Origin of the sequence: Pseudomonas sp. KU26590 (genome assembly GCF_026153515.1) — a bacterium.
Classification (GTDB): Bacteria; Pseudomonadota; Gammaproteobacteria; order Pseudomonadales; family Pseudomonadaceae; genus Aquipseudomonas.
Map to the genome: position 1 here is coordinate 812,288 of NZ_CP110644.1, position 22,907 is coordinate 835,194.

Here is a 22,907-nt window from a genome sequence, read left to right on the forward strand (position 1 = left end):
GGTATTAAACAGGCCTCAGTCGCTGCAGATATAAGGAGTCGTTTGTGGATCATCTTATCGTCACGGTGTCTGCGCTGGACAAGCCAGGCGTGGTCGAGCAGCTCGCTGAATGCATTGCCGATCACGATGGCAATTGGCTGGAAAGCCGCATGTCACACATGGCCGGGCAGTTCGCCGGGATCCTGCGGGTCAGCGCGCCAGTCGATGCGCATCAGCCTCTGCGCAGCGCGCTGGAAGGCCTCTCGGCAAAAGGCATCCGCGTCCTGTTCGCCGAAGTCGTGCCTGAAACCACACCTGAGTGGAAGCCCATCACCATGGACCTGGTGGGCAATGATCGTCCCGGGATCGTGCGTGACGTTACCCGCGTGCTGACCGAGCAAGGCGTCAACCTGGAGCACTTGGTGACCAGCGTCGAACCCGCGCCCATGAGCAGTGAAACGCTGTTTCGCGCCCATGCCGAGTTGGGATTGCCGATGGACCTGTCGCTGGATGTGCTACAGCAGCGGTTGGAAACCCTGGCGGATGACCTGATGGTGGAGCTGCATCTGCCGACGGACGAGTAGATAAAACAGTCGCTGTAGGCCCCGCTTTTCAAAAGGCCTACAGCGACTTATCCGACTCGATCAGGCTTGGGAACGTTTGCGCAACGAGCGCCAGGCGTCGAAGCTGTAGATGACCAACCCGGACCAGATGAAGGCAAACGTCACCAAAGTGGCAGAAGGCAGGTGTTCGTCGTACAGCACAACCGCGAGCGCGAGCACGAGGGTCGGCGCGATGTACTGCAAGAAGCCCAATGTCGCGTAGGGCAAATGCCTTGCTGCGGCGTTGAAACACACCAGCGGCACGAGGGTCACCGGACCGGCCGCCGCCAGCCAGAGCGCCTGAGAGGTGGTCCAGAACGCCGACTGTGCGCTGTGGGCAAGTGGGTTGAAAATCAGCCAGCCCACGGCCAGCGGCACCAGAATCCAGGTTTCCACCACCAGCCCGGGCAATGCAGCCACCGGTGCTTGTTTGCGAATCAGGCCGTAGAAGCCGAAAGTGAAGGCCAGCGCGAGCGACACCCACGGCAGGCTCCCCACCTGCCAGACCTGTTGAAGCACACCGATCAACGCCAGCATCACGGCGACCCATTGCAACGGCCGCAGTCTTTCACGGAGCAGCACCATGCCGAGCATCACGTTGATCAGCGGGTTGATGAAGTAGCCCAGGCTGGCTTCGACCATGTGGTTGTTGTTCACGGCCCAGACGTAAATCAGCCAGTTGGCGGCGATCAGCGTGCCGCTGCAGGCGAGAATGGCGAGGCGTTTAGGATTGTCCCGCAGCTCTTGCCACCAGCCGGGATGCTTCCAGACCAGCAGCAGAAGCGAGCCGAAGATGGCCGACCAGATCGCCCGATTGACGATGATTTCCAGCGAGGGAACGGTGGCAAGAACCTTGAAGTAGATCGGAAACAGTCCCCAGATGATGTAGGCGCTCAGGCCCAGAATGTACCCGCGACGCGGGTTGGCAGCTTGCATGAGTGGTCCTTCGGCAAGTTTTTTGTTGTGGTGTCAGGCTAATGAGCAGGTGTAGGAGCGCGCTTGCCCGCGATCGCGGTGGATCAATGGCATGGCAGGTGCTGGAGAATTCCATTCGCGGGCAAGCGCGCTCCTACAGGGGGTCATCGTTGTTAAAACAGCTTCAGCGGCTCCTCGTTCAGCGCGGACAACTGCTCGCGCAGCGCCAGCACCTGATCGCCCCAATAGCGTTCGGTGCCGAACCAGGAAAAGCTGTGGTGGAAGGCCGGATCGTCCCAACGACGCGCCAGCCAGGCGCTGTAGTGCAAAAGGCGCAAGGCCCGCAGCGGTTCGATGAGCGCCAGTTCACGGGGATCGAAGTCGTGAAACTCGTTGTAGCCGTCCATCAGTTCCGAGAGCTGACTCAGGCAATCCTGACGATCGCCTGCGAGCATCATCCAGACGTCCTGCACCGCCGGGCCCATGCGGCAGTCGTCGAGATCGACGATGTGGAAGATGTCGTCGCGGGTCATCATGTTGCCGGGGTGGCAATCGCCGTGCATGCGGATGTTCTGATGGGGCGTGGCGGCGTAGACGTCTTCCACGCGCTTGAGCAGGTCTTTGGCAACCGACTCATAGGCCGGCAGCAAGCTGCGCGGAATCACGTTGTTGTCCAGCAGGTAGTTCAGCGAGTTGTGGCCGAAGTTCTGCACGCCAAGGGCTTCGCGGTGCTGGAACGGGCGCGTGGCGCCGACAGCATGAATGCGCCCCAGCAACTGGCCGAGACGGTAGAGCTGTTCGAGATTGCCGGGCTCTGGCGCGCGGCCGCCACGACGGGGGAAGAGGGTGAAACGAAAACCGGCGTGCTCGAACAAGGTTTCGCCGTTGTGCACGAGGGGGGCGACTACAGGGATTTCGACGTCGGCGAGTTCGGCGGTGAAACTGTGTTCTTCGAGAATGGCTTCGTTGGTCCAGCGACCGGGCCGGTAGAACTTGGCAATCAGCGGTTGCTGTTCATCGATGCCGACCTGATAGACGCGGTTCTCATAGCTGTTGAGCGCGAGAATACGGGCGTCGGAGACAAACCCTATGCTCTCGACGGCGTCCAGCACCAGGTCAGGTGTAAGTGTTGCGAACGGGTGGGCCATGCTAACTCCTGCGCGCAGCAGGCTGCCGCGTCGGGCCAGTCATGGTAACTCAGGCGTGTTACACCTGACACAGTGGGTTACGCCCGGTGCCTCTGATTCACTGGATTCCCCGTCACTCCGATTGCACCCTTTCCGGGATGGGGAAGCGCTCGCGTCAGGCGCCGATCACCCCGCCATCCTCCCGCGTGATGACCATCACCGAGGACCTCGGCTTGCCATTCGGCAAGTGCTCGGGGAAGGTCGAACCGCCGTTTTCGCCTGGGTGTTGAATGCCGACGAACAGCGCTTTCTGATCGGGCGCGAAGCTGATGCCGGTGACTTCACAGCCCACCGGCCCGACCATGAACCGGCGAATTTCTCCGCTGGCCGGGTCAGCGCACAGCATCTGGTTATTGCCCATCCCCGCGAAGTCGCCGGCGTTGGTGGAGTCGCCATCCGTCAGAATCCACAGCCGCCCGGCCGTGTCGAAACCCAGGCCATCCGGGCTGTTGAACATGTTCTGCGGGTTGATGTTGTTTGATCCGCCCTGTGGCGTTCCTGCATGCACGCCCGGGTTGCCGGCGACCACAAACAAGTCCCACGCAAAATCCATGGCGGCGGCGTCCGACCCTGTTTCCTGCCAGCGCAGAATCTGCCCGTACTGGTTTTTCGCCCGGGGATTCGGCCCGCCCACGGGCTGCCCTTCATCGCCGCGCTTGATGTTATTGGTCAGCGTGCAATAGACCTGGCCGTCCTTGGGACTGACGACGATCCACTCGGGCCGGTCCATCCGCGTCGCCTTGACCTGGCTGGCCGCCAGGCGCGCATGAATCAGCACTTCAGCCTGATTGGCGAACCCGCTGGCCGCGTCGATGCCGTTCTTGCCGTGGCTCAGCTCAATCCACTTGCCCTGGCCTTTGGGGTGATCGGGGTTGCTGTCGCCAGCGTCGAACTGCGCCACATACAACGTGCCGTGGTCGAGGATGTCGCGGTTGGCCTTTAGGTTTTTGTGATCGACCTTGTCGCGGCTGATGAACTTGTAGATGAACTCGCCGCGCTCATCGTCGCCCATGTACACCACGACGCGGCCGTCTTTCGTTTCCGTCAGCGCGGCGTTCTCGTGCTTGAAGCGGCCCAGCGCGGTGCGTTTGACCGGCGTGGATTTCGGATCGAACGGGTCGATCTCGACCACCCAGCCATGGCGATTGGGTTCGTTGGGGTTTTTAGCGACATCGAAGCGCTGATCGTGCAGGTGCCAGTTCACTTCCTTGCTGGCGGCTGTCACGCCATAACGTTTGGTCGCGGCGTCGAAGGTCTGTGCCGGATCGCTGCTGCCGAAGCAGTCGGTGAAGTTCTCTTCGCAGGTCAGATAGGTGCCCCAAGGCGTCTTGCCGTTGGCGCAGTTCTGGAACGTCCCGAGCACGTTTTTACCGTTCTTGTCGGCGGCGGTTTTCAACCATTCATGGCCGGCAGCCGGGCCGCTCAGGTGAATCGGTGTGTTGCCGTGGATGCGCCGGTTGTATCTGGAGCCTTGCACGAATGCCCATTGCTGACCTTCGCGCTTGACCTCAATCACCGAGACGCCTTCGCTGGCCTGGGCCTTGTGCACGTCTTCGGTCGATTGCGGGTCTTTGCCGTGATCGAACAGGTAGCGGTAGTTGGTGTATTCGTTGTTGATCGCCATCAGCGCGCGGCTGGCCGTCTCCGGCTTGTCGCCGGGGAAGGTGAACAGGCTCATGCCGTCATTGTTGTCGCCGAATTGCAGCTCCTGCATCTTCGCGGTGCCTTTACCGCTGGGGTCGAAAGCCGGGCCATTCATTTGAAGCGGCTGGCCCCAACTGATCAGGACCGAGGAGCGATAGCCCGGCGGCAGGCTGATGCTGTCGGCGGTAGAGGAGGGGATGCTGTCGAAGCCGAGCAGCGTGCTATTGGCGGCGCTGACACTGGCGGCCATCACGCTGCGGCTGAGCAGGTTGCCGCCCAGGAACATCGCCGCGCCGCACAGGGCGCCCGCGCTGATGAATCCGCGTCGGGTCAAGCCAACCATATTTTCGAGGTCGGTGGATTGGTTATCTTTTAATAGCGTCATCACGGGCTCCCTGCGGTTTAGGGCGAAACCCTATGCAGTTCGGATGACGTTATTGTGTCGGTCAGATGACGAGTCGGGCTTCGGTCTTGGGTGCAAGCGGCGCTTAAAGCGGCGTGCCGAGCAGAATATTGGAAGGCGCAAATTGAACCTTAATCTCACCGCCGACCTTAAGCTGCAAGGCGTGCAGCCGGGCCGCGTCGACCACTGCGCAGAGGATCTGAAGGCTGGGAAGGACAATTCTGACCTCGCTGGGGCCATCCTCCGCGTCGAGAATTTCCTCGATTCTCCCGGTGAGGCAATTGTGTCCGGTTGTTTCACATTGCTCGGGCGCCAGCAATTCCAGCCAGCCGGCCTTGATCAGGGCGAACACATCCGTGCCGATCTCAAGCCCTAGTCGCAAGGTGCTGTCGTGGGTGATCTGCGCCTCGATCGACAAACCGCCCGCGAGCTGCAAAGTGATCATGTCGTTGCGACCCTGAGAACGAACGCCGCTGACCTGACCATGCAGCTGATTCCGCGCGCTGGTGCGCAGCATCAAACGGCTGAGCAGGGCGAGGTCATCGGATTCCTCCGAGGTTTCCAGCAGTTGGGTCTGCAACGCCTGCAAGCGCTGATAAAGCCGCAGCACGCGCTCGCCTTCAGCCGACAATTTGGCGCCGCCGCCACCCCGACCGCCGACACTGCGCTCGACCAGCGGTTTGTGCGCCAGATTGTTCAGCTCATCGATGGCATCCCACGTCGCCTTGTAACTCAGGCCCGCGCTTTTCGCCGCACGGGTGATCGAACCTTGCTCGGCAATGTGCTGCAACAGCGCGATGCGGTGCGGGCGGCGGACCATGTGCTGGGTGAGGGAAGGCGGTAGTGACATAGGGGTCGGATGCGCTGGAAGTGATGACGCCGGAGTGTAAGCCAAAACGCCTGGCGCCCGAATGCTGCGGATTTCTTAATCGCCCGGCCTCTTAGTCCCCAGGCTTCGGCGTTCTCGCCAGGCAATACACGTCCACCGACCGGGCGCCGGCTTTGCGTAACAGGCCGGCCAACGCATTCGCCGTCGAGCCGGTGGTCAGTACGTCATCAATCAGCGCGAGATGCTTGCCGATAATCGGCGTGGCGTCCCTCAGCGCAAAGGCGGACGCCAGATTGCGCTTTCTGGCTTTTGCATCCAGCCCCTGCTGTGAAGGTGTTTCTTTCACGCGGCGGATCACGCGCTCATCAACAGGCAGTCTCAGTCGGGCGCCGAGCCAGTTCGCCAACATCGCTGCCTGATTGAAGCCCCGCTGGCGCAGCCGTTTTTTGGCCAGTGGCACCGGGATAAGAAAGTCGGGTCGGTGCAGGCCGTCATTGAAGCGATGCTGCAAGGTCTCGCCCAACAGCTCCGCCAGCAGTCGCCCAAGTGGCCATTTCCCTTGATGCTTGAAGCGTGTGACCAGCGCGTCGATGGGGAAGTCGTAAAGCCACGGCGCGACGACTTCACTAAATGCAGGAGGTTGGCGATTGCACGCCCCGCAGGTCAGGCCGGACATCGGCATGGGCAGTGCGCAACGGTCGCATTGGTCAATCAGCCACGGGAGTTCGCGCTCACAGGGCATGCAGATCGGGGTGCTTGAATCAGTCGCTTCATCGCACAACAAACACATTTGTGCGTTTTTTAACCAGATGTAAACCTCGTGCCCGTTATATGGTTGACAGCGCATGTTGCTTCCTTAAATATGCCGAACATCCGTGTTGCGCCTGTGGGCTTTCCGGTTTCGCCGATGGGTGAAGCCGCCCGGGTCATCGTCCAGAAAACATCAAGGAGCCGCCCATGAGCGCCAGCATCAATGCCAACCTGCGTCACGACTGGAATCTAGCCGAGGTCAAGGCGCTGTTCACACAGCCATTCAATGACCTGCTGTTTCAGGCGCAAACCGTGCACCGCGCTCACTTCGACGCCAACCGCGTGCAGGTCTCGACCCTGCTGTCGATCAAAACCGGCGCCTGCCCTGAAGACTGCAAGTACTGCCCGCAATCGGGGCACTACAACACCGGTCTGGAAAAAGAAAAGCTGATGCAGGTCCAGCAAGTGCTGGAAGAAGCCGCCCGCGCCAAGGCCATTGGTTCGACCCGTTTCTGCATGGGCGCGGCGTGGAAACACCCGTCGGCCAAAGACATGCCCTACGTGCTGGAGATGGTCAAAGGCGTCAAGGCCATGGGCCTGGAAACCTGCATGACCCTCGGCAAGCTGGATCAGGACCAGACCCAGGCGTTGGCCGACGCTGGCCTCGATTACTACAACCACAACCTCGACACGTCGCCGGATTTCTACACCAGCATCATCACCACCCGCACCTACAGCGAGCGTCTGCAGACCCTGGCGTACGTGCGTGATTCGGGGATGAAGATCTGCTCCGGCGGCATCCTGGGCATGGGCGAATCCCTGGACGACCGCGCCAATCTGCTGATCCAGCTGGCCAACCTGCCAGAGCACCCGGAATCCGTGCCGATCAACATGCTGGTGAAAGTCGCCGGCACGCCGCTGGAAAACGCCGAGGATATCGATCCGTTCGATTTCATCCGCATGCTGGCCGTCGCGCGCATCCTGATGCCGCAATCCCACGTGCGTCTGTCCGCCGGCCGCGAAGCCATGAATGACCAGATGCAGGCCCTGGCGTTCTTCGCCGGCGCCAACTCGATCTTCTACGGCGACAAACTGCTGACCACCGCCAACCCGCAGTCCGACAAGGACATGCTGCTGTTCTCCCGTCTGGGCATTCAGCCTGAAGCGCGCGAAGAGCATTCGGACGAGGTGCATCAGGCCGCTATCGAGCAGGCGCTGATCGAGCAGAAAAGCAGCGAGCTGTTTTACGACGCGGCTGTTTGAGTCCTCATCAATGGCTTGACCCGAGGCTTGCATGTCCTTTGATCTGAACGCACGTCTCGCTGCCCGTCGTGCCGAGCACCTTTATCGTCAGCGGCCCTTGCTGCAAAGCCCGCAGGGGCCTGAAGTCATTGTCGACGGCAAGCCACTGTTGGCGTTTTGCAATAACGATTACATGGGGCTGGCGAGTCATCCCGAGGTCATCGCTGCGTGGCAAGCCGGCGCCGAGCGTTGGGGTGTCGGCGGTGGTGCCTCGCATTTGGTGATTGGCCACAGCACGCCCCATCACGCCCTCGAAGAAGCCCTCGCCGAGTTTACCGGGCGGCCCCGCGCGCTGTTGTTTTCCAACGGTTACATGGCCAACCTCGGCACCGTCACTGCGTTGGTGGGCCAGGGCGATACCGTGCTGGAAGATCGCCTTAACCACGCCTCGTTGCTCGACGCCGGCCTGCTCAGCGGTGCGCGTTTCTCCCGCTATCTGCACAACGACTGCGAAAGCCTCGCCAGCCGGTTGGACAAAGCGGTCGGTGACACCCTGGTGGTCACCGACGGCGTGTTCAGCATGGACGGCGACGTCGCTGACCTCCCCGCGCTGGCCAAGGCCGCGAAAGCCAAAAACGCGTGGCTGATGGTCGACGATGCCCATGGCTTCGGCCCGCTGGGTGCAAACGGTGCAGGCATCGTCGAGCACTTCGGCCTTGGTATTGATGACGTCCCCGTGCTGATCGGCACGCTGGGTAAGTCCTTCGGCACGGCTGGCGCGTTCGTTGCGGGCAGCGAAGAACTCATCGAAACGCTGATCCAGTTCGCCCGGCCCTACATCTACACCACCAGTCAGCCGCCGGCGCTGGCGTGCGCGACCCTCAAAAGCCTCGAGCTGCTGCGCAGCGAACACTGGCGGCGTGAGCACCTGACGGCACTGATCAAGCAGTTTCGCACCGGTGCTCAAGCCCTAGGCCTTAGGCTGATGGACAGTTTCACGCCCATTCAGCCGATCCTGATTGGCGACAGCGGCCGCGCGTTGCGGCTTTCACAATTGCTGCGAGAGCGCGGTGTGATGGTCACCGCCATTCGCCCGCCGACGGTGCCTGCGGGCAGCGCGCGTTTGCGCGTGACATTGTCCGCCGCCCACAGCGAGGCGCAGGTGCAGCTATTGTTGCAGGCACTGGAGCAGTGTTACCCGCTGCTGGGCGTAGACGAATCATCGGAGCTGGACCATGCGTGATCAGTTGATCCTGTTGCCGGGCTGGGGCCTTGGCGTCTCGCCCCTTGAGCCGCTGGCCGCAGCGCTGCGAGGGCTCGACGAACATCTGCGTGTCGTGATCGAGCCGTTACCGGACATGGATAACGACAACCTCGACGAATGGCTCGACGAGCTGGATGCGACCTTGCCCGACAACGTCTGGCTGGGCGGTTGGTCGCTGGGTGGCATGCTGGCGACTGAACTGGCTGCGCGCCGGGGCGAGCGCTGCTGCGGACTGGCAACGTTCGCCAGCAACGTCTGCTTCGTGGCCCGCAGCGAGTGGCTCAACGCAATGCCGCAAACGGATTTCGACGCGTTCATTGCCGGTTGCAAAGCCGACCTGGACGCAACGCTCAAGCGCTTCACTCTGTTGTGCGTGCAAGGCGCCGAAGAGCCACGGGCGTTGTCGAGACAATTGAAAGCCTGCGCCCCCCACGGCACCAGCGCAGGCTTGATCGAAGGCCTGAAGCTGCTTGAGCAAATGGACACGCGCAAAGCGCTGCAAGCATTTCGCGGTCCTCAATTGCACCTGTTCGGCGGCCTTGATGCGTTGGTACCGGCAGAGGCGTCGGCGGACCTGCTGACCCTCCAGCCTGACATCGAGGTCGGCGTGATCGAGCAGGCCAGTCACGCCTTCATTCTGGAAAACCCGCACGGCGTCGCCGCTGCAGTTCATGCGTTTTTACACGAGTCCGGTGATGACTGATCTTTCCCACTGCGCGGTGCTGAAGGCCGTGAAACAGCAACAGGTCTCCGGCCAACACACCTTGCCGGACAAGCGTCAGGTGGCGGCGTCCTTCTCGAAGGCGGCGGCCAGTTACGACAGCGTGGCCGACTTGCAGCGCGCCGTCGGCACCGAATTGATGACACGTTTGCCGGATCTGACGCCTTCCCGCTGGCTGGACCTGGGCAGCGGCACCGGTTGTTTCAGTCGTGCGCTGGCGCAGACGTATCCGCAAAGCGAAGGCGTTGCGCTCGACCTCGCCGAAGGCATGCTGCGTTATGCACGGCCATTGGGCGGTGCCACTCATTACGTGGCAGGCGACGCCGAGAACCTGCCGCTGCGCGACGCGAGCGTTGATCTGATGTTCTCCAGCCTGGCAGTGCAGTGGTGCCCGGATTTTTCTGCGGTGCTGAGCGAAGCGGGTCGTGTGCTGAAACCGGGCGGCGTGTTCGCCTTCGCCAGCCTCTGCGTGGGCACCTTGTTCGAACTGCGCGACAGCTGGCAGGCAGTGGATGGCATGGTCCACGTCAACCGCTTCCGCGAACGCGAGGATTATCAACTTCTCTGCGCCGCCAGCGGTCTGCAAGTACGCAGCCTCGAAGTCCTGCCACACGTGCTGCACTATCCCGACGTGCGCAGCTTGACCCACGAACTCAAGGCGCTGGGCGCGCACAACATCAATCCGGGTCGACCGGGCGGCCTGACTGGGCGTGCCAGGATTCAGGCCTTGATGGATGCATACGAAAGGTATCGTCAAGAGAAAGGCCTGCCCGCCACGTACCAAGTGGTGTACGCCATCCTGGTGAAACCCGGCATTGATTAAAGAATGATCTATTCAGTCAGTCCGTCACACGAACGCTATAGTAAGCAGGCAATAGTTTGAAATATCTGAACGGATGGTCGCCACGATGAGCGCTGCGTATTTCATCACGGGAACCGATACCGACGTTGGCAAGACCACCATCGCCACGGGGCTTCTGTACGCGGCGCGGCAGTCGGGGTTGAGCACGGCGGCCGGCAAGCCGGTGGCTTCAGGCTGCGACGTCAAACCCAAGGGGTTGCGCAACTCGGACGCCGTCGCCTTGCGTGCCGAATGTTCGATCCAGCTGACCTACAACGAGGTCAATCCGGTGGCCTTCGAGCCGGCGATCGCGCCCCATCTGGCCGCGCGGGAGGCGGGAGTCGCCCTGACCGTCCAGTCCTTGCTCGGCCCTATGCAGCATATCCTCGATAAGCAGGCCGACTTCACGCTGATCGAAGGTGCTGGCGGCTGGCGCGTTCCGCTGGCCGACCAAGCCAATCTGTCCGACCTGGCCATTGCGCTGAAACTGCCGGTGATTCTGGTGGTGGGCGTGCGCCTGGGTTGTATCAGCCATGCATTGCTGTCAGCTGAAGCGATCGCCAACGATGGTCTGCAACTGGCGGGCTGGGTGGCGAATATCATCGATCCCAAAACGTCACGGCTTGAGGAAAACCTCGCCACGCTTGCAGAACGTCTGCCGGCGCCGTGCCTGGGTCGAGTGCCGTTCATGAAGAAAGCGACCGCAGAAATGATCGCCGAGCATTTGCATCTGGAGTTGCTGGATTAATCGTTTAGGTGTTGCCGAGTGTGAGGCGCGTCACAAGGCGCAATGCCACTAGTCGCCTCGCACAGTAATCCGCGCGCTTTACTGCTTTAATCGCAGAGTTCGTTTCATGAACAGAGGATCGTGCTCATGCAAATCTCACTGAACAACACGCTGTACCCAGGCCTTAGCGCAATGCAGGTCGGGCAGAGCCGTGTGGACCAGGCTGCGACGCAACTGGCCAGCCCCGCGACCGAAGTGTCCGGACGCAGTCAGTCTTCGGATTTCCAGCTTGAGCGCCTTCGCTCCGTTGATCGCCCGCAACGCTCCGACATGGCCACCAATGTGGTTGAACTGACCCAAGGCCGGATTCAAGTCCAGGCTGGCGTCAAAGTCGAAAAAGCCAGCGATGAAATGCTCGGCACGCTGATCGATACCTTCGCCTGATTCTCCTCCCTGCGTGCGCTGCGGCGCACGTTGCCGGTCGCTTACTCTTTTCTGAATAACGCCTCATTCACACGCCCATCCTCCGGGCGCTGTGGCCTGTGTATTCCCAACGCCCTCTAGACTCAACGTACCGGTCTGAACCGCCTGGCGGCGTATGCGCACGTCTGCAGTTTGCGCATAGGCAAGTGATGAAAGGTGCAGGGCGTCCCTTGACAAGGTATAGGCGTAAACGTATGTTTCAAACACCTGTTTGATCGCCGCGTGATCCCAAACGCCGGCGCCGGGGCAACGCCCCACAGTGACCACACGGTCATCCAATTCCAGGATTCACCAGCAGAGGTTTATCGCTATGCCTGACTACAAGGCCCCCTTGCGTGATATTCGCTTCGTCCGTGACGAGCTGCTTGGCTACGAAGCGCACTATCAGAGTCTGCCAGCATGCCAGGACGCCACGCCTGACATGGTTGACGCCATTCTCGAGGAAGGCGCCAAGTTTTGTGAGCAGGTCCTGGCGCCGCTGAACCGTGTGGGTGACATCGAAGGCTGCACCTGGAGCGAGTCCGGCGTTAAAACCCCGACCGGCTTCAAGGAAGCGTACAAGCAGTTCGTCGAAGGCGGCTGGCCGAGCCTGGCCCATGACGTCGCCCATGGCGGTCAGGGTCTGCCCGAGTCGCTGGGTCTGGCGGTCAGTGAAATGGTCGGCGAAGCCAACTGGTCGTGGGGCATGTACCCGGGCCTGTCCCATGGCGCGATGAACACCATCTCAGAGCACGGCACCCCAGAACAGCAGGACGCTTACCTGACCAAGCTGGTCTCGGGCGAGTGGACCGGCACCATGTGCCTGACCGAGCCTCACTGCGGCACCGACCTGGGCATGTTGCGCACCAGGGCCGAACCGCAGGCTGACGGTACCTACAAAGTCTCCGGCACCAAGATCTTCATTTCCGCTGGCGAACACGACATGGCCGATAACATCGTCCACATCGTGCTGGCCCGCCTGCCCGATGCACCTGCCGGCACTAAAGGCATCTCCCTGTTCATCGTGCCGAAATTCGTGCCGGCCGCTGACGGCAGCGTCGGCGAACGCAATGCTGTGAATTGCGGTTCGCTGGAACACAAGATGGGCATCCACGGCAACGCCACCTGCGTGATGAACTTCGACGGCGCCACCGGTTACCTGATCGGCCCGCCGAACAAGGGCCTGAACTGCATGTTCACTTTCATGAACACCGCACGTCTGGGCACTGCGCTGCAAGGTCTGGCCCACGCCGAGATCGGTTTCCAGGGCGGCCTGAAATACGCCCGTGAGCGTCTGCAGATGCGTTCGCTGACCGGACCGAAAGCGCCGGAAAAAGCCGCTGACCCGATCATCGTTCACCCGGACGTACGTCGCATGCTGCTGACGATGAAGGCCTTCGCCGAGGGGACTCGTGCGATGGTTTACTTCACCGCCAAGCAGGTCGACATCGCCAAGTACAGCGACGACGCCGAAGCCAAGAAGCAAGCCGATGCCCTGTTGGCGTTCATGACGCCGATCGCCAAGGCGTTCATGACCGAAGTCGGTTTCGAAGCCGCCAACCACGGCGTTCAGGTCTACGGCGGCCACGGCTTCATCGCCGAGTGGGGCATGGAGCAGAACGTGCGCGACGCCCGGATTGCCATGCTGTACGAAGGCACCACGGGTATTCAGGCACTCGACCTGCTGGGCCGTAAAGTGCTGATGACTCAGGGCGAGGCGCTCAAGGGCTTCACCAAGATCGTCCACAAGTTCTGCCAGTCCCAGGAAGGCAACGAAGCGATCAGCGAATTCGTGGCACCGCTGGCTGCGCTGAACAAAGAGTGGGGCGAACTGACCATGAAGGTCGGCATGGCGGCCATGAAAGACCGTGAAGAAGTCGGTGCCGCTTCGGTGGATTACCTGATGTATTCCGGTTATGCCTGCCTGGCGTACTTCTGGGCTGACATGGCCCGTGTCGCCGCCGAGAAACTCGCGGCTGGCACCAGCGAAGAAGCCTTCTACACCGCCAAGCTGCAGACAGCGCGCTTCTACTTCCAGCGCATCCTGCCGCGCACCCGCACTCACGTGGCGACCATGCTGTCGGGCGCAAGCAACCTGATGGACATGCACGAAGAGCACTTCGGCCTGGCTTACTGAGTCACCAGAAGGGTTTAACGCTAAGCCGCTTGTCCTTCAGGACAAGCGGCTTTTTTGTGTCTGGCCTATTGTCGCCTCAAGGCGCGCACATCCTTCCTCATCCTATGCATGACGCGGCCGATACAGGCACAATGCCATTTCATCAGCACTCGCATCATTCGGTCAGGAGATAGTCCTTTTGTTGCGCCCCTCCGCCGCACGCATCAGTCATTTCTTACCCTCTCTGGCTTTGCTGATTGCCGGACTGGCGGCCGCGTACGTGAAAGACCTCAACGTCTTCTTCACCTCACTCTTCAACGTACTGCCCACGCTGGTGCTGTTGCTGGGTGGCGCATATTGCGGCGTGTACAAGCGACAACGTGAGCTGTTCCTGATGATCACCGTGTACATCGCCTATTTCCTGCTCGATACACAGACTGATTACTACCGGGATAACGGAAAAGTCCGAGAGGACGCCGCCGTGGTGTTTCATCTGTGTTGCCTCTTGCTGCCAGTCCTGTTCGGGCTGTACGCGGCGTGGGAAGAGCGGACCCATCTGTTTCAGGACCTGGTTGCACGGCTGGCCGTCCTGGTCGCAGTCGGCAGCGTCGCGCTAGGTCTCGAACAGAGCTTTCCCGCCGGGCTGCTGGCCTGGCTCGCCGACATCCGCTGGCCGGCGCTGCACGGGGAATGGATGAGCCTGATCCAGCTTTCCTACGTAACCTTTCTCATCGCGTTCGCCGTGTTGATCACGCAGTACGTTTATAAGCCGCGCCCCCTGCATGCGGCGCAACTGGTGGGGTTGCTCGGGATGTTCTGGGCATTACCCAAAACCTTCATCCTGCCATTCACCCTGAACATCATGTGCAGTCAGGTGATGCTGATGATTGCGGCGGCGGTCGCGCACGAGGCCTACCAAATGGCTTTCCGTGATGAGCTCACCGGGCTGCCAGGCCGACGCGCACTCAACGAGCGGATGCAGCGACTGGGCCGTAATTACGTGCTGGCGATGAGCGACGTCGATCATTTCAAGAAATTCAACGATACCCACGGTCACGACGTCGGCGACCAGGTGCTGCGTCTGGTGGCGAGCAAATTGTCGAAGATCAGCAACGGCGGCGGGCGCGCCTATCGCTATGGCGGCGAAGAGTTTGCCATCGTGTTCGCCGGAAAAACCCTCGAAGAATGCATGCCGCACCTTGAGGTCATCCGCGAAACCATTGCCAGTTATCAGATTCAGCTGCGCAATCAGGACAATCGCCCGAATGATGACCTGCAAGGGCGTCAGCGTCGGGCGGGGTCCCAGGCTTCAGCGGTGTCGGTCACGGTCAGCATCGGCGTGGCGGAGCGTCTGCCCGAGCACCGTAATCCGGATGAAGTCCTGAAGTCCGCTGACCAGGCGTTGTATGCCGCCAAAGGCGCCGGGCGTAACTGCGTCATCAGTCACGCACAGACCAGCAAACGCGGCGCTGTTCGCATGGCCGCCGCTGGCTAAAACCTCCTTTTTTTCATCATTGGACGAACGCGCAGGCGGCGGTGCGCGGGGGTGGGCTTGACTGTTGCTTGAGCGTGACCAGATCTTTGATAATAGTCACGCGTTGACCCTATGTGTCGCAAATGGTGTTCAGGTACACTCGTCCCACTGACACACCGGCGCCGCAACATCCCTGCTGTGCCGCTCCTCCCCCGAGTTCTTTGCCGCTGAAACGAGGTTTGCCATGGCTGACTACAAAGCGCCCTTGCGCGATATGCGCTTCGTCCTCAATGAAGTGTTCGAAGTCTCCCGACTTTGGGCCACGCTTCCCGAACTGTCTGAAACTGTGGACGCCGAGACCGTCGAGGCGATTCTCGAAGAGGCGGGCAAAGTCACTGGCAGATCCGTTGCACCCCTGAGCCGCGCGGCCGATGAAGAAGGCTGTCACTGGAAAGACACCGTCGTCACCACCCCGGCAGGTTTCGTTCAGGCCTATAAAACCTACGCGGAAGGTGGCTGGGTCGGCGTCGGCGGTAACCCGGAATTCGGCGGCATGGGCATGCCCAAAGCGGTGTCGGCTCAGGTTGAAGAGATGGTCAACTCCGCCAGCCTGGCATTCGGGCTGTACCCGATGCTGACGTCCGGCGCCTGCGTCTCGATCAATAACCACGCCAGCGAAGCGCTGAAAGCCAAATACCTGCCTAACATGTACGCGGGCGTATGGGCCGGTTCGATGTGCCTGACCGAAGCCCACGCCGGCACTGATCTCGGGATTATCCGCACGAAAGCGGAGCCCCAGGCTGACGGGTCCTACAAGATCAGCGGTACTAAAATCTTCATCACCGGCGGCGAGCACGACCTCACCGAGAACATCATTCATCTCGTACTGGCCAAGCTGCCGGACGCCCCGGCGGGGCCTAAGGGCATTTCGCTGTTCCTCGTACCGAAGATCATGGTCAATGACGACGGCAGCCTGGGTGAGCGCAACACGGTGTTCTGCGGGTCTATCGAGCACAAGATGGGCATTCAGGCGTCGGCCACCTGCGTGATGAATTTCGATCAGGCCGCGGGCTATCTGATCGGCGAGCCGAATAAAGGCCTCGCGGCGATGTTCACCATGATGAATTACGAGCGTCTGGGTGTCGGCATTCAAGGCCTGGCGTCCGGCGAGCGTTCGTATCAAAACGCGATCGAGTATGCCCGCGACCGCTTGCAGAGCCGGGCCCCGACGGGCGCGCAGTCCAAGGACACCCTTGCTGACCCGATCATCGTTCACCCCGATGTGCGTCGCATGCTGTTGACCATGAAGGCGCTGAACGAAGGTGGTCGCGCGTTCTCCACGTACGTCGCCATGCAACTGGACACCGCCAAGTACAGCGAAGACGCCGACGTGCGTCAGCGCGCCGATGCGTTGGTTGCGCTGCTGACGCCGGTCGCCAAAGCCTTCCTCACCGACATGGGCCTGGAGATCACTGTGCACGGTCAACAGGTGTTCGGCGGTCACGGTTACATTCGTGAGTGGGGACAGGAACAACTGGTGCGTGACGTGCGCATTACCCAGATCTACGAAGGCACCAACGGCATTCAGGCACTGGACCTGATGGGCCGGAAGGTCGTCGCCAGTGGCGGGGCGTACTACAAGCTGTTCTCCGACGAAGTCCGTCAATTCATCGCTTCGTCCGACAGCTCGCAGGCCGAGTTCACCAAGCCATTGGCCGCAGCGCTGACTACGCTGGACGAATTGACCGACTGGGTGCTGGACCGGGCGCGTAGCAACCCGAATGAAATCGGTGCCGCGTCCGTTGAGTATCTGCATGCATTCGGGTACACGGCCTACGCCTATATGTGGGCGATGATGGCAAAAGCGGCGTGGGGCAAAGAAGCTCAGGAAGATTTCTATGCCGGCAAGCTAGGCACTGCGCGTTTCTACTTCGCGCGTCTGCTGCCGCGGATTCAGTCACTTTCGGCGTCTGTTAAGGCGGGCAGCGAGTCACTGTACCTGTTGGAGGCGTCACAGTTCTGACACTGGGAAATGCGTGTAAGCATTTGCTTACATGACGTGATGGCAATCGGCTCTATCGCTTCAGTGGATCCAAGTTTAATCTACTCACATGGACGTAGCGCAGGACGCGCAACAGATAACAGGGACACGTAAGGGATTGCCTGCCAGGATGGCGGGAAGAAATGGAAGTCATGGGAAACAGTCTGGAAAACCTCGCTTAGGCGGGGTTTTCTTTTTTCTGCGTCCTGGAAAAGGGCTAGCCCTACGGCCGCTTCGATTGACGTGTCAGCGCGAAGGTAATGGCTTGATGATATGTGTCGCGGAACCCCTGTAACGGCCCAAGGTCGATTAGCTGTGCGGCCACATTGGGCCATTAATCAGGAGCTCCACCCATGGACATCATTCGCATCATCATCGCCATCCTGCTGCCACCCTTGGGCGTGTTCCTGCAAGTCGGCTTCGCTGGCGCATTCTGGCTGAACATCCTGCTGACCTTGCTGGGCTACATCCCGGGGATCATCCACGCGATCTACATCATTGTCAGTCGCAAGTAACCCGATCCGGTAAACACCGCCCTTCCTGTCTCAGGTCAGCTGACATAGAGTCCGACGTCGGACTTTATGATCAGGACGGTCAGGGATGGACGTTGTTTTGGGATTGCTCGCCGCTCTGTTCTGGGGCGGCACAGACTTTCTGGTTGGGCTCAACGCCCGAGCGGTAGGGGTCAAGCGGGCGGTTTATTTCGGTCAGGCGCTTGGCTTCCTGATCATGTGCGTGCTCTTGCTGTGCTACCCGGCCTTCCTCTCCAAATCATTCTCTGCCCCTTGGCCTGCTTGGCTTCTGGGTGTGCTGGCCTCGGTTTTCACGGTCTGCGGCGCGCTGGCCCTATCCAAAGCGTTCGCGCTCGGCAAGGCCTCAATCGTTGCTCCTCTGGTGACGTCGTACGGCGTATTCACCACGCTCTTGTCGTGGGCGAGCGGCGAGCAGATCTCGATGACGCAGCTGCTGTTGATCGCGTTGTGCATGCTGGGAGTCGTTCTGTCGAGCATCACGTCTGGCGAAGATTCCACGGCGAAAAAGCACAACCGGGAAGCGATCGTTTACGCACTGGGCGCCGCCTTGCTGTACGGGTCGAGCTTCTGGATGCAGGGCCGTTACGCGTTGCCAGCACTGGGCCCCGTCACGATGCTCTGGCTTGGGTATCTGGTGGGCCTCGCCGTGTTGTCGCCGATGATTTTGCGGATGAAAGACGCCCTGAAGCTGCCGCCTGCGCGCGCCGGGGTAACCCTTGTGGCGGCGAGTCTGCTGAACCTGGGTGGTTTCTCCGCGTTCTCGTATGGCGCGATGGTGGGGTCGATTTCCGTGGTCACCGTCATCAGCACCCTCTCAGGGGGGATCGCCGCCGTGCTTGGCTTCCTGTTCTTCAAAGAGCGGCTCAGCGCCATTCAGGTCTGCGGGGTAGGGCTGGTATTGATCGGTGCCGTGGCGCTGCACGTGTATGGCTGAGTGCATGTGTTCGTTGTTTCAGTGGGCCCGCAGGTTCAAATCAAACAGAGCAACATCTTTGGTCGCTGGTAATTCCAGGGCCAAATGCACTGTGTAGGAGCCGGCTTGCTGGCGAAAGCGTCATGTAAGACGCCGCAGTGTCGCCTGGACGCGCGGTTCGCCAGCAAGCCGGCTCCTACGAATTTCGGGCCGCCATCAACACTTGGGACGGCAAATGCCTGACACCTCAACCATTAATCACCTTCCGGTAAAACGCCCACTCGGTTTCCAGTGCATGGGCCAGGTTGGCGGCTTTGCGGAAGCCGTGGCGTTCGTCAGGATAGAAGTGCCCTTCCGCCGGTATACCGTTTTCCAGCAACGCATTGAGCATGTCGCGGGTCTGAGCGGGGACGACGACTGCGTCGAGTTCTCCCTGGAAGAAGATCACCGGCACTTTGATCTGGTCTGCATGCAGCAGCGGCGTGCGCTCCCGGTAGCGCGCCATGTCGACGTCGGGGTCGCCGATCAGCCAGTCCAGATAATCCGCTTCGAACTTGTGCGTGGCTTCCGCCAGCGCGAGCGGGTCACTCACCCCATACAGGCTTGCCCCTGCGCGGAACACATCCTTGAACGCCAATGCGCACAGCGTCGTATAGCCGCCTGCACTGCCGCCGCGGATGAATGCGTTTGCCGGGTCGATCAGGCCCTGGTTGCCCAGATATTCAACCACTGCACAGGCGTCTTCGACATCGACAACGCCCCATTCCAGAAACAGTGCCTGGCGATAGGCGCGGCCATAACCGGTGCTGCCGCGATAGTTGAGGTCGGCGACGGCGAAGCCCCGTTGCGTCCAGAACTGAATGCGCGGGTCCAGCGCCGGATAGCAGGCGGAGGTCGGGCCGCCGTGGATAAATACCACCAGCGGCGGCTTGTCGTCGCCATTCATCGCTGGATAAAAATACCCGTGGGCTTCGCTGGTGCCGCTCGGATAACGCAGGGTTTGCGGCTGGCTGATGCGTTCGACGGGGAGCGGGCTCACGCCGCCGCCCAAGACATGAACGCGCTTGTCAGCACGACCGATGGCAATCACCGCAGAAGGGCTGACCGGCGACGCCGCGATGCAGTAAATGTAATTCGCATCGACCGCGAGGCTTCTGAAACGACTGTAATCGCCGCTGAAATCTTCAACTGAACCCTGCGCCGAGCGCACGCCGAGCAGGCCTTTGCCGTCCTCGAACCAGGCGGCGAGGTACGCGCTGTCGCCGAGCGGCGCCCAAGTCGACGCGCCCAGCTGCCAGGGCGCCGAAGCGTGATCGGCAGGGGCGGCGGGCAGCGCTTCAAAGCCATCCAGCGTCTCAACCCACGGCTGCCAGAACCCGGCGCGGTCGGTCAAACAATACAAGCGGCCCGCTTCATCGAAACGGGGTTGCTGCAGCGATTCCAGCCCCAGTCCGCCTGCAAGACAGTGCGGCCGGCCCCATGCGAGGTCCGCCTGGCGTTCGACGCTCATCAGGCGTGAGGACGTCCATGGCTGATGGGGCCGCCACCACTCTATCCACACCAGCCGATTGCCATCCGGCCTGACGGTGGGCGATGCATAAAAGTCCGCGCCTTCGGCCAGTACGTGGCGGCGGCCGTCGGCTACGTCGATCGCGACCAACCGGTGAGTATCCTTATCCTCCTCAACCGCCAGAATCTGCCCACGCGCATAGCGGACATCTCCGAAGAGTTTGTCGCCTTGGGTTAGAGGGTGAGGGGTTTGAGCGTCGAAGGGCTGGAGGTAAATCTGCTGGTCCGCTTCGTTGACGAACACCACCGCATCGTCGGTGAGGCAGAACGACCCGCCGCCATACTCATACACCCGGCTGCGCACGCTGAAACCCTCGGGCGTCAGGCAAGCCGCCGCGCCGTCTTGCCAGCGCCAGATGCGTGTCGCGGCATCCTGCGGGCGAAACTCACTCCAGAAAAGCCCCGCAGGGCTGACGCTGAGTTCGGCGAAATCGGTGCCTGCCGCCACAGCCTGGGCGGCAGAAAGAAGTTCAGGACTTGGCGATGAGGCGTGAGTTTCGTTCATTGCGGAAGGCCAGTTGCTCGATGGTCTGGCTAGCATACTCGGCTTCATCACGGGCCTGGGTGATCAAGTGGTGCTGCGGCGACTTGCTGCACACCGGGTCAGTGTTGCTCGCATCGCCGGTGAGCATGAACGCCTGACAACGGCAGCCGCCGAAGTCCTTTTCCTTCTCGTCGCAGGAGCGGCAAGGCTCTGGCATCCACTCGTAACCGCGAAAGCGATTGAAGCCGAAAGACTCATACCAGATGTGCTGCATCGTGTGATCGCGCACATTGGGGAACTGAATCGGCATCTGCCGCGCGCCATGGCACGGCAGGGCAGTGCCATCCGGTGTCACGGTCAGGAACAGGTTGCCCCAGCCGTTCATGCAGGCTTTTGGGCGCTCTTCGTAGTAATCGGGGGTGACGAAGATCAGCTTCACCGGGTGGTTTTCAGCGGCCAGCTTGACCCGGTACTCGTTGGTGATGCGCTCGGCGCGCACGAGTTGGTCTTTGGTTGGCAGCAAACCCACCCGGTTCAGGTGTGCCCAGCCGTAGAACTGACAGGTCGCCAGCTCCACGAAGTCCGCTTCCAGTGCCACGCAGAGCTCGATGATCTTGTCGATCTTGTCGATGTTATGCCGGTGGGTCACGAAGTTGAGCACCATCGGATAGCCATGCTTTTTCACGGCGCGGGCCATTTCCAGCTTTTGCGCGAAAGCCTTCTTCGAACCGGCCAGCATGTTGTTCACTTGCTCGTCGCTGGCCTGGAAACTGATCTGAATGTGGTCCAGTCCGGCTTCCTTGAAGTCGATGATCTTCTGCTCGGTCAGGCCGATGCCGGAGGTGATCAGGTTGGTGTAGAAGCCCAGCCGCCGAGCTTCGGCGATCAGCTCGGCCAGATCCTGACGCACCAGTGGTTCGCCACCCGAAAAGCCGATCTGCGCCGCGCCCATCTGCCGGGCTTCGGCCATGACCTTGAACCACTGCTCGGTGCTCAGCTCCTTGCCCTGCTTGGCAAAATCCAGCGGGTTGGAGCAATACGGGCACTGCAACGGGCAGCGGTAGGTCAGCTCGGCGAGCAGCCACAATGGCAGCCCGACCGGGGGCGTGGGCGGAATGTAGATGTCGGACTGGGTGTTCACTGAGTCAGGCAAATTCGATCCAGAGTTCTGCACGGGCGACCTCCATGAATTGCTCGACGTCAGTGCCGAGCTCGGGAACGCCGGGAAATTGTTCGTCAAGCGAGGCGATGATGGCGCCGACGCTGCGCTGACCATCGATCAGGCCGCCAATCGCGCTGGCGCTGTCATTGAGCTTGATCATGCCCTCGGGGTAGAGCAGCACGTGGCCGTCTTGCGCGGGCTCGAACTGGAAACGATAACCGCGGCGCCAGCTGGGCACCTGCTCACGATTGAAGCTCATAGGGCGATTCCTTTGTGCCAGACGCGTTGGTCGGTCACGCTGTGATAGGGCGGGCGCTTCAGCTCGTACGCCATGCTCATGGCATCGAGCATGCTCCACAAAATGTCGAGTTTGAACTGCAGAATTTCCAGCATGCGCTGCTGGCCTTCCCGCGTGGTGTAGTGCTGCAGCGTGATCGCCAGACCATGCTCGACGTCGCGGCGGGCCTGACCCAGGCGGGTGCGGAAGTATTCGTAGCCGGCCGGGTCGATCCATGGATAGTGCTGCGGCCAGCTGTCCAGACGCGACTGGTGAATCTGCGGCGCAAACAGCTCGGTCAGCGAACTGCTCGCCGCTTCCTGCCAATTGGCGCGACGGGCAAAGTTTACGTAGGCATCGACGGCAAATCGTACACCGGGCAGGACGAGTTCCTGCGAGCGCAGTTGGTCTGGGTCCAGCCCCACGGCTTGGCCCAGACGCAGCCAGGCTTCGATGCCGCCGTCTTCGCCGGGCGCGCCGTCATGGTCGAGCAAACGCTGAATCCACTCGCGGCGGATCTCCCGATCCGGGCAGTTGGCCAGGATCGCGGCGTCCTTCAGCGGGATATTCACCTGATAGTAGAACCGATTGGCGACCCAGCCCTGAATCTGCTCGCGGGTCGCGCGCCCTTCATACATCGCCACATGGAAAGGGTGATAGATGTGGTAATACGCGCCCTTGGCGCGCAGGGCCTGTTCGAATTCAGCGGGGGACAGCGGCGTTGCATCGCTCATGTCGGCAGTTCTCGTCAAGAATGTCCGCAGATCCCGTG

The 22,907-nt window shown here is 61.1% G+C and carries 21 protein-coding genes; 12 read left to right on the forward strand and 9 right to left on the reverse strand.

Translation table 11 applies throughout. From position 1 onward, the window contains the following. The first annotated feature begins 44 nt into the window (after positions 1-44). Positions 45-563 carry a glycine cleavage system protein R gene (locus OKW98_RS03695; protein WP_265388019.1) on the forward strand — a complete coding sequence of 173 codons (519 nt, stop codon included), beginning with the start codon at positions 45-47 and terminating at the stop codon, positions 561-563. 60 nt (positions 564-623) lie between these two features. Here the strand turns inward: OKW98_RS03695 and rarD are convergent, their stop codons facing one another. The 5 genes from rarD to OKW98_RS03720 form a co-directional block, all read right to left on the reverse strand. Further along, positions 624-1,517, reverse strand: coding sequence for an EamA family transporter RarD (gene rarD / locus OKW98_RS03700; protein ID WP_265388020.1), 894 nt, complete (start codon positions 1,515-1,517; stop codon positions 624-626). Positions 1,518-1,669: 152 nt separating this feature from the next. After that, on the reverse strand, positions 1,670-2,644 hold the full coding sequence (locus OKW98_RS03705; protein ID WP_265388021.1) for a serine/threonine protein kinase: 975 nt from the start codon (positions 2,642-2,644) through the stop codon (positions 1,670-1,672). Between the two features lie 154 nt (positions 2,645-2,798). Then, positions 2,799-4,712 (reverse strand): PhoX family protein, encoded by a 1,914-nt coding sequence (locus OKW98_RS03710; RefSeq protein WP_265388022.1) that lies wholly within the window; start codon positions 4,710-4,712, stop codon positions 2,799-2,801. 103 nt (positions 4,713-4,815) lie between these two features. Further along, complete coding sequence (locus OKW98_RS03715) at positions 4,816-5,580, reverse strand: TOBE domain-containing protein (protein ID WP_265388023.1); 765 nt, start codon at positions 5,578-5,580, stop codon at positions 4,816-4,818. Between the two features lie 91 nt (positions 5,581-5,671). Further along, on the reverse strand, positions 5,672-6,406 hold the full coding sequence (locus OKW98_RS03720) for a ComF family protein (RefSeq protein WP_265388024.1): 735 nt from the start codon (positions 6,404-6,406) through the stop codon (positions 5,672-5,674). A 110-nt stretch (positions 6,407-6,516) separates the two neighbouring features. Here OKW98_RS03720 and bioB point away from each other — a divergent pair, with 110 nt between their 5' ends. The 11 genes from bioB (at position 6,517) to OKW98_RS03775 (ending at position 18,664) form a co-directional block, all read left to right on the forward strand. Continuing rightward, complete coding sequence (bioB, locus tag OKW98_RS03725; protein ID WP_265388025.1) at positions 6,517-7,572, forward strand: biotin synthase BioB; 1,056 nt, start codon at positions 6,517-6,519, stop codon at positions 7,570-7,572. A gap of 31 nt (positions 7,573-7,603) precedes the next feature. Continuing rightward, the gene (gene bioF / locus OKW98_RS03730; RefSeq protein WP_265388026.1) at positions 7,604-8,794 is read left to right on the forward strand and encodes an 8-amino-7-oxononanoate synthase; all 1,191 of its coding nucleotides are present in this window, start codon (positions 7,604-7,606) and stop codon (positions 8,792-8,794) included. Then, entirely contained in the window at positions 8,787-9,518 is a 732-nt protein-coding gene (locus OKW98_RS03735) for an alpha/beta fold hydrolase (RefSeq protein ID WP_265388027.1), read from the forward strand. The genes bioF and OKW98_RS03735 overlap by 8 nt, the downstream gene beginning before the upstream one ends. After that, a complete protein-coding gene (bioC, locus tag OKW98_RS03740) occupies positions 9,511-10,359 on the forward strand; it encodes a malonyl-ACP O-methyltransferase BioC (protein WP_265388028.1) in 849 nt (282 codons plus the stop codon). The genes OKW98_RS03735 and bioC overlap by 8 nt, the downstream gene beginning before the upstream one ends. A gap of 85 nt (positions 10,360-10,444) precedes the next feature. Then, complete coding sequence (gene bioD, locus OKW98_RS03745; protein WP_074886878.1) at positions 10,445-11,125, forward strand: dethiobiotin synthase; 681 nt, start codon at positions 10,445-10,447, stop codon at positions 11,123-11,125. A 126-nt stretch (positions 11,126-11,251) separates the two neighbouring features. Further along, positions 11,252-11,548: a pyrroloquinoline quinone biosynthesis protein PqqE gene (locus OKW98_RS03750; protein WP_265388029.1), complete on the forward strand. Its 297-nt coding sequence runs from the start codon at positions 11,252-11,254 to the stop codon at positions 11,546-11,548. A gap of 349 nt (positions 11,549-11,897) precedes the next feature. Next, the gene (locus tag OKW98_RS03755) at positions 11,898-13,703 is read left to right on the forward strand and encodes a phenylacyl-CoA dehydrogenase (protein ID WP_265388030.1); all 1,806 of its coding nucleotides are present in this window, start codon (positions 11,898-11,900) and stop codon (positions 13,701-13,703) included. 178 nt (positions 13,704-13,881) lie between these two features. Further along, a complete protein-coding gene (locus OKW98_RS03760; RefSeq protein WP_265388031.1) occupies positions 13,882-15,177 on the forward strand; it encodes a GGDEF domain-containing protein in 1,296 nt (431 codons plus the stop codon). Positions 15,178-15,400: 223 nt separating this feature from the next. Continuing rightward, the gene (locus OKW98_RS03765) at positions 15,401-17,179 is read left to right on the forward strand and encodes an acyl-CoA dehydrogenase C-terminal domain-containing protein (RefSeq protein WP_265388032.1); all 1,779 of its coding nucleotides are present in this window, start codon (positions 15,401-15,403) and stop codon (positions 17,177-17,179) included. Positions 17,180-17,550: 371 nt separating this feature from the next. Further along, positions 17,551-17,712: a YqaE/Pmp3 family membrane protein gene (locus OKW98_RS03770; RefSeq protein ID WP_037019089.1), complete on the forward strand. Its 162-nt coding sequence runs from the start codon at positions 17,551-17,553 to the stop codon at positions 17,710-17,712. Between the two features lie 85 nt (positions 17,713-17,797). Then, positions 17,798-18,664, forward strand: coding sequence for a DMT family transporter (locus tag OKW98_RS03775; RefSeq protein ID WP_265388033.1), 867 nt, complete (start codon positions 17,798-17,800; stop codon positions 18,662-18,664). Between the two features lie 226 nt (positions 18,665-18,890). Here OKW98_RS03775 and OKW98_RS03780 read toward each other — a convergent pair whose 3' ends face one another. From OKW98_RS03780 to pqqC, 4 genes are read right to left on the reverse strand one after another with little or no spacing between them, the layout of a single operon-like run. Further along, the gene (locus OKW98_RS03780) at positions 18,891-20,717 is read right to left on the reverse strand and encodes an alpha/beta hydrolase family protein (protein ID WP_265388034.1); all 1,827 of its coding nucleotides are present in this window, start codon (positions 20,715-20,717) and stop codon (positions 18,891-18,893) included. After that, on the reverse strand, positions 20,683-21,870 hold the full coding sequence (gene pqqE / locus OKW98_RS03785) for a pyrroloquinoline quinone biosynthesis protein PqqE (protein ID WP_265388035.1): 1,188 nt from the start codon (positions 21,868-21,870) through the stop codon (positions 20,683-20,685). Before pqqE ends, OKW98_RS03780 begins: the two co-directional genes overlap by 35 nt. After that, positions 21,842-22,117 carry a pyrroloquinoline quinone biosynthesis peptide chaperone PqqD gene (pqqD, locus tag OKW98_RS03790; RefSeq protein WP_265388036.1) on the reverse strand — a complete coding sequence of 92 codons (276 nt, stop codon included), beginning with the start codon at positions 22,115-22,117 and terminating at the stop codon, positions 21,842-21,844. The genes pqqE and pqqD overlap by 29 nt, the downstream gene beginning before the upstream one ends. Beyond that, complete coding sequence (pqqC, locus tag OKW98_RS03795; protein ID WP_265388037.1) at positions 22,114-22,869, reverse strand: pyrroloquinoline-quinone synthase PqqC; 756 nt, start codon at positions 22,867-22,869, stop codon at positions 22,114-22,116. Before pqqC ends, pqqD begins: the two co-directional genes overlap by 4 nt. Positions 22,870-22,907 lie beyond the last annotated feature (38 nt).

Excerpts from the sequence above, each read along its gene's own strand:
- OKW98_RS03715 (WP_265388023.1), bottom strand. The coding sequence starts at position 5,580 with ATGTCACTACCGCCTTCCCTCACCCAGCACATGGTCCGCCGCCCGCAC.
- OKW98_RS03735 (WP_265388027.1), top strand. The coding sequence starts at position 8,787 with ATGCGTGATCAGTTGATCCTGTTGCCGGGCTGGGGCCTTGGCGTCTCG.
- OKW98_RS03750 (WP_265388029.1), top strand. The coding sequence starts at position 11,252 with ATGCAAATCTCACTGAACAACACGCTGTACCCAGGCCTTAGCGCAATG.
- pqqD (WP_265388036.1), bottom strand. The coding sequence starts at position 22,117 with ATGAGCTTCAATCGTGAGCAGGTGCCCAGCTGGCGCCGCGGTTATCGT.
- OKW98_RS03755 (WP_265388030.1), top strand. The coding sequence starts at position 11,898 with ATGCCTGACTACAAGGCCCCCTTGCGTGATATTCGCTTCGTCCGTGAC.
- OKW98_RS03770 (WP_037019089.1), top strand. The coding sequence starts at position 17,551 with ATGGACATCATTCGCATCATCATCGCCATCCTGCTGCCACCCTTGGGC.
- OKW98_RS03710 (WP_265388022.1), bottom strand. The coding sequence starts at position 4,712 with ATGACGCTATTAAAAGATAACCAATCCACCGACCTCGAAAATATGGTT.
- rarD (WP_265388020.1), bottom strand. The coding sequence starts at position 1,517 with ATGCAAGCTGCCAACCCGCGTCGCGGGTACATTCTGGGCCTGAGCGCC.
- OKW98_RS03720 (WP_265388024.1), bottom strand. The coding sequence starts at position 6,406 with ATGCGCTGTCAACCATATAACGGGCACGAGGTTTACATCTGGTTAAAA.
- bioC (WP_265388028.1), top strand. The coding sequence starts at position 9,511 with ATGACTGATCTTTCCCACTGCGCGGTGCTGAAGGCCGTGAAACAGCAA.
- OKW98_RS03705 (WP_265388021.1), bottom strand. The coding sequence starts at position 2,644 with ATGGCCCACCCGTTCGCAACACTTACACCTGACCTGGTGCTGGACGCC.
- pqqC (WP_265388037.1), bottom strand. The coding sequence starts at position 22,869 with ATGAGCGATGCAACGCCGCTGTCCCCCGCTGAATTCGAACAGGCCCTG.
- OKW98_RS03780 (WP_265388034.1), bottom strand. The coding sequence starts at position 20,717 with ATGAACGAAACTCACGCCTCATCGCCAAGTCCTGAACTTCTTTCTGCC.
- bioD (WP_074886878.1), top strand. The coding sequence starts at position 10,445 with ATGAGCGCTGCGTATTTCATCACGGGAACCGATACCGACGTTGGCAAG.
- bioB (WP_265388025.1), top strand. The coding sequence starts at position 6,517 with ATGAGCGCCAGCATCAATGCCAACCTGCGTCACGACTGGAATCTAGCC.
- OKW98_RS03775 (WP_265388033.1), top strand. The coding sequence starts at position 17,798 with ATGGACGTTGTTTTGGGATTGCTCGCCGCTCTGTTCTGGGGCGGCACA.
- OKW98_RS03765 (WP_265388032.1), top strand. The coding sequence starts at position 15,401 with ATGGCTGACTACAAAGCGCCCTTGCGCGATATGCGCTTCGTCCTCAAT.
- bioF (WP_265388026.1), top strand. The coding sequence starts at position 7,604 with ATGTCCTTTGATCTGAACGCACGTCTCGCTGCCCGTCGTGCCGAGCAC.